This window comes from Streptomyces sp. PA03-6a, from assembly GCF_033792765.1.
Classification (GTDB): Bacteria; Actinomycetota; Actinomycetes; order Streptomycetales; family Streptomycetaceae; genus Actinacidiphila.
In genome coordinates this window covers 1-4,951 of the sequence record NZ_JARAVK010000416.1, presented here as the reverse complement: position 1 = coordinate 4,951, position 4,951 = coordinate 1, and the positions used below count along the sequence as shown (strand labels likewise).

Here is a 4,951-nt window from a genome sequence, read left to right as displayed (position 1 = left end):
GCCCCTGCCCGCCCTGCTCCACCGCCGCACCCGCATCCGACGCCCCGTCGGGCGCTCCGCGCGGCGCCTCGCTGGTCCGCGCGGGCATCGTGCGGCAGCGGCCACGCGTGGAACCGTGCGCGGTCGCCGGCCCCATCTGAGGCCCGTTCCGGCGTGCTGACCGAGCGTCGTACCGCCGCTCCGTCAGATCGTCGAGCGGGCACCGTTCATCCTCCTTGGTCACCCAAAGTGCGGAACAGCTCGCACAAGGTGACGATGAGCGCAATCGCTTCGACCCGGAGCGAGCTCCTTCCGTCATCTTCGAAGGCAGAGAGATGAACATACGAGCGAAGAAGACCATGTCCGGTCGACCCCGCCATAAGGTGCTTTGGGGTGTCGCCGGAGCCATGACGGTCGCCGCAGCGGTCGTCACGACCACCGCATTCGCCGGTCCCACGAACGCCTCCGCCACCGCGCGCACCGCCGCGGTCGCCGACGACGCCGCCTCGAACCCCGTCCAGGGCGGCGGCAACCGGGACAACTTCGGGCGGCTGAGGACCGCCGAGTTCCTGGGTGTCCTTTCCACCGTGCCCTCGAACGCCACGCAGACCGTCTCGGCACGCTGCCCCTCGCGCACCGAGGTCACCGGCGGCGGCTTCGTCCTCAGCAGCACTGACCTGAGCGTGCTGACGAGCCAGCGGTCCGGCAACGGCTGGACGGTCACCGTCCGGAACAGGAACGGCATGACCACCCCCATCCCCACCGCCCGCGCCGTCGTGGAGTGCGCGGCGATCGTCCGCGACAACAACAACTGGTGACCCGACCCCCTACATGTGCCACCGCCCCGGCCCCCGTCGCACAGGAACGGGGGACCGGGGCGGGCCGTGCGCGACCGGGCGCGACCGGGCGTCAGGAGCGCTTGCCCACCGACTCCGCCGCGGAGAGGACCGCGACGCCGAGGACGAGCAGGAGGACGCACACGTAGATCTCGTAACCGTCCAGGAAGCCGATCCGGTGGGTCAGCGCCCACAGACGGAACCAGCCGCCGGTGAGCTCGTAGGCGATGCCGCCGATGCCCTGGGAGAGCAGCACGAAGCTGAGGAAACCGAGGAAACCCTTCATGCCACGAGGCTAGGGAGCACGCGCCCGCGCGGGCTGTCGGCGAAAGTCGCCGATCGCGCACGGGCTGTCGTCCGAAAGTCTCGACTTGGGGCGCGGGGGTGGTGCCGGCGCCCCGGGACCGTACATTCGGGGGAATGCGACGCGTACGGAAGGACATCGTCGCCGACATCGCGGTCTTCCTCGGTGCGGCGGCCTTCTCCGTGCTGTCCGTGGACGGGGTGGGTGCCCAGGTCGGGCCCGTCGAGCAGGCGGTCAGCGCGGCCGCGTGCGCGGCGCTGTTCCTGCGGCGGCGGTGGCCGGTGCAGCTGGCGGTGGTGCTGCTGGTGACCGGGTGGTTCGCGCACCTGGTCGGCGGCCCGACCGCGGTGGCGGTCTTCACCGTGGCCGCGCACCGGCCGCTGCGCACGACGGCCTGGGTGGCGGCCCTGGCGTTCGCTCCGCTGCCGCTGTTCATGGCGCGGGGGCCCGACCCGGACCTGCCGGAGACCGGCTCGGCGATGACCTTCTTCGTGATCATGGCGGGTTCGATCGGCTGGGGGCTCTACGTACGCTCCCGGCGCCAGTTGCTGGCCTCGTACGCCGAGCGCGGACGGCGGCAGGCGCGCGAGGAGATCGCCCGGGAGATGCACGACGTGCTGGCGCACCGGCTGTCGCTGCTGAGCGTCCACGCGGGAGCACTGGAGTTCCACCCGGGGGCGTCCCCCGCGGAGATCGAGCGCGCCGCCGGGGTGATCCGGGAGAGCGCGCACCAGGCGCTGGACGACCTGCGCGGCATCATCGGCGTCCTGCGCGAGCCGGACGGTTCCGGTGCGGCGGACGGCGCGGGCGGACGGCCGCAGCCGACGCTGGCGGACCTGCCGCGGCTGGTCGAGGAGTCCCGGGACGCCGGGATGCGGATCGTGCTGGAGGCGGACGACGACGCGGTGGCGGCGGCGCCCGCCGCCTCGGGGCGCACGGCGTACCGGATCGTGCAGGAGGGGCTGACCAACGCACGCAAGCACGCCCCCGGCACGGAGGTGACCGTGCGGCTCGCCGGCGGTCCCGCGCGGGGGCTGACCGTCGAGGTCAGCAACCCGGTGCCGGCCGCGGCGGCCGTGGTGCCGGCCATCCCCGGCGCCGGGCAGGGGCTGATCGGGCTGACGGAGCGGGCCTCGCTCGCCGGGGGCGACCTGGAGCACGGCCGGGCCGGCGGGGACTTCCGGCTGCGCGCCTGGCTACCGTGGGCGGCGTGACGATGGTGCGGCTGCTGCTGGTGGACGACGACCCGCTGGTGCGGGCCGGGCTGCGGATGATGCTGGGCGGGGCGCCGGACGTCGAGGTCGTCGCCGAGGCGGCCGACGGCGGCGAGGTGGCGGCACTGGTCCAGGAGCACTCCCCCGACGTGGTGCTGATGGACATCCGCATGCCCGTCGTGGACGGCCTCGCGGCCACCGAGGCGCTGCGGGCGCGGCCGGGCGCGCCCGAGGTGATCGTGCTGACGACCTTCAACACCGACGAGCACGTGCTGCGGGCGCTGCGCGCGGGCGCGGCGGGCTTCGTCCTGAAGGACACGGCGCCGCGCGAGATCGTCGAGGCGGTACGGAAGGTGGCGGCCGGCGAACCGGTGCTGTCCCCGGCGGTGACACGGCAGTTGATCGCCCAGGTCGCCGACTCCGGCGCCGGGGGAAGGGGCGCGCGGGCCACCGCACGGCGCAGGCTCGCGTCGCTGGGCGAGCGGGAGCACGAAGTGGCCCTCGCCATCGGGGAGGGCCGGTCCAACGCGGACATCGCGGCCGGGCTCCACATGAGCGTGCCGACGGTGAAGACCCACGTCTCCCGCATCCTCGGCAAGCTCGGCCTGAACAACCGGGTCCAGATCGCCCTCCTCGTCCACGACGCGGACGCCGCGGGCCGGGGCTGACCGGGCGGAGGCCGCCGGGGTGTCTAGGGTGCGGTCATCAGTACGCGCGCACCCGAGTACGCGCACACCCGCGCACCCGCACGGCCCGGCAGAGAGCGAGAGCCACCCCATGACCACCGGCACCCCCAGGACCGTCCTGATCACCGGCACCTCCTCGGGCATCGGCCTGGCCACCGCCGTGGCCGCCGCCCGCGCCGGCTGGAACGTCGTCGCGACCATGCGCGACCCCGGGAAGGCGGACGCCCTCCGCAAGGCCGCGGCCGGGGCGGGGGTCCCCGAACACGTCCACGTCAAGCGGCTGGACGTGACCGACGCCCGGCTGGTCGCCGCGGTGGTGGAGGACGTCGTCGTGGAGTTCGGCGGCCTGGACGCGGTGGTCAACAACGCCGGCGCCGGGCACGTCGGCACGATCGAGCTGGAGACGGTCGCGGACGTCCGCGCCACGATGGAGGTCAACTTCTTCGGCGTCGTCGAGGTCACCAAGGCCGCGATGCCGCACCTGCGCGCCTCCGGCGGGCGGCTGGTCACCGTCACCAGCGTGGGCGGCGTCGTGGGGCAGCCCTTCAACGAGGCCTACTGCGCCGCGAAGTTCGCGGTCGAGGGCTACATGGAGGCGCTCGCGCCCGTGGCGGCCGCGGTCGGGGTCACGGTGAGCGTCGTCGAACCGGGCGCGGTCGGCAGCGAGTTCGTCGCCAACCTCGGCATCGACATCCCCGCGTACGCGGCGGCCGCGGGCCCCTACCGGCCCGCGTTCACCCACTACCTCGACCGGGCCACGCAGGCGTTCACGGCCGCCCAGACCATCGCCGAGGCCGCGGCGCCCATCGTCGAGGTGCTCGGCGCCGAGCGGCCGCCCTTCCGTGTCCAGACCTCCCCGCGGGCCCGGGAGTTCACGGGCGTGAAGCTCGCGGACCTCGACGGGTCCGCGGTTCAGTCGCTGACCGGCGGCTGGCTCTCGGGCCCGTCCTGACCGTCCCGCTCCTCCAGGGCGTCCGCGAGGGCGTCGACGAGCGCCACGACGCCCTCCGGGCCGTCCACGACGAGGTCGGCCCGGGCGGCCAGTTCGGCCACCTCCGCGCTGCCGCTGCACACCAGCACACCGGGCAGGCCGTCGGCGCGCCGCTTCTCCACGGCCCCGAAGGCGGCCAGGTCGCCCAGGTCGTCACCGGCGTACAGCACGGGACCTGCGCCGACCTCCCGCAGGTAGTCGTTGAGGGCCACGCCCTTGTCCATGCCGGGCGGCCGCAGCTCCAGCACCATCCGGCCCGGCTCCACGATCAGCCCGTGCCGGTCGGCCAGATCGCTCAGCGGTCCGCTCAGCGCCTCGAACGCGGCCTGCGGATCCTCCGTACGGCGCGTGTGGACGGCCACCGCGCGGCCCTTGTCCTCCACCCACGTGCCGTGCCACGCCCCGATCGCGTCCAGCACGCCCGGCAGTTCCGCGCGCACCGCGTTGACCCCGGGGTGCGCGCCGGGCGCCTTGACCTCGCCGGAACGGGCGTCCCAGCGCTCGGCGCCGTAGTGGCCCAGCACGACCATGTGCTCCAGGGCCGGCACCCCGGCGAAGCCCCCGTACCGCACGGCCACGCCCGCGGGGCGGCCCGTCACGACCACGACGGACCCGATCCGCGGCGCCAGCCGGGCCAGTGCGGCGGCCGCGCGGGGATGCGCCCGCGCGGCGTCCGGATCCGGCACGATCGGCGCCAGCGTCCCGTCGAAGTCCAGGGCCAGCACGGCCCTGCGGGGCTCCGCGAGCAGTGCGGCCAGGCCGTCCTTGCCCTCGGGCGTCGTGGGTACCGGCAGTTCGTCCCTGCGGCTGCGGCTCATGCCCCCGACCCTACCGACCCCTGCGGGGGGCATGCCCGGCGTACGGAAGCATCCCGCCTCCGGCGGTGTTCTCCGCACCGCCGCCCGCGGGTCCGCTGCGCCTGCGGGGGGCGGTCCCCCACC

5 protein-coding genes and 1 pseudogene are annotated in these 4,951 nt (G+C 74.8%); 4 read left to right on the top strand and 2 right to left on the bottom strand.

Features of this window, described 5'->3' with window-relative positions; all coding sequences use genetic code 11:
- Window positions 1-386 precede the first annotated feature (386 nt).
- Complete coding sequence (locus PV350_RS44465; protein WP_500339049.1) at window positions 387-797, top strand: hypothetical protein; 411 nt, start codon at window positions 387-389, stop codon at window positions 795-797.
- Between the two features lie 91 nt (window positions 798-888).
- Here the strand turns inward: PV350_RS44465 and PV350_RS44460 are convergent, their stop codons facing one another.
- A complete protein-coding gene (locus PV350_RS44460; protein ID WP_499512500.1) occupies window positions 889-1,101 on the bottom strand; it encodes a hypothetical protein in 213 nt (70 codons plus the stop codon).
- A 134-nt stretch (window positions 1,102-1,235) separates the two neighbouring features.
- Between PV350_RS44460 and PV350_RS44455 the strand changes: the two genes are divergently transcribed.
- The 3 genes and pseudogenes from PV350_RS44455 to PV350_RS44445 form a co-directional block, all read left to right on the top strand.
- A complete protein-coding gene (locus tag PV350_RS44455) occupies window positions 1,236-2,333 on the top strand; it encodes a sensor histidine kinase (RefSeq protein ID WP_499512501.1) in 1,098 nt (365 codons plus the stop codon).
- Window positions 2,334-2,335: 2 nt separating this feature from the next.
- Window positions 2,336-3,001 (top strand): response regulator transcription factor, encoded by a 666-nt coding sequence (locus PV350_RS44450; RefSeq protein ID WP_499516872.1) that lies wholly within the window; start codon window positions 2,336-2,338, stop codon window positions 2,999-3,001.
- A 94-nt stretch (window positions 3,002-3,095) separates the two neighbouring features.
- Window positions 3,096-3,971 (top strand): annotated as a pseudogene (locus PV350_RS44445) (SDR family NAD(P)-dependent oxidoreductase); the annotation flags it as partial.
- Here the strand turns inward: PV350_RS44445 and otsB are convergent.
- Complete coding sequence (otsB, locus tag PV350_RS44440) at window positions 3,932-4,828, bottom strand: trehalose-phosphatase (RefSeq protein ID WP_499512502.1); 897 nt, start codon at window positions 4,826-4,828, stop codon at window positions 3,932-3,934. The pseudogene PV350_RS44445 and the gene otsB sit on opposite strands and share 40 nt — an antisense overlap.
- Window positions 4,829-4,951 lie beyond the last annotated feature (123 nt).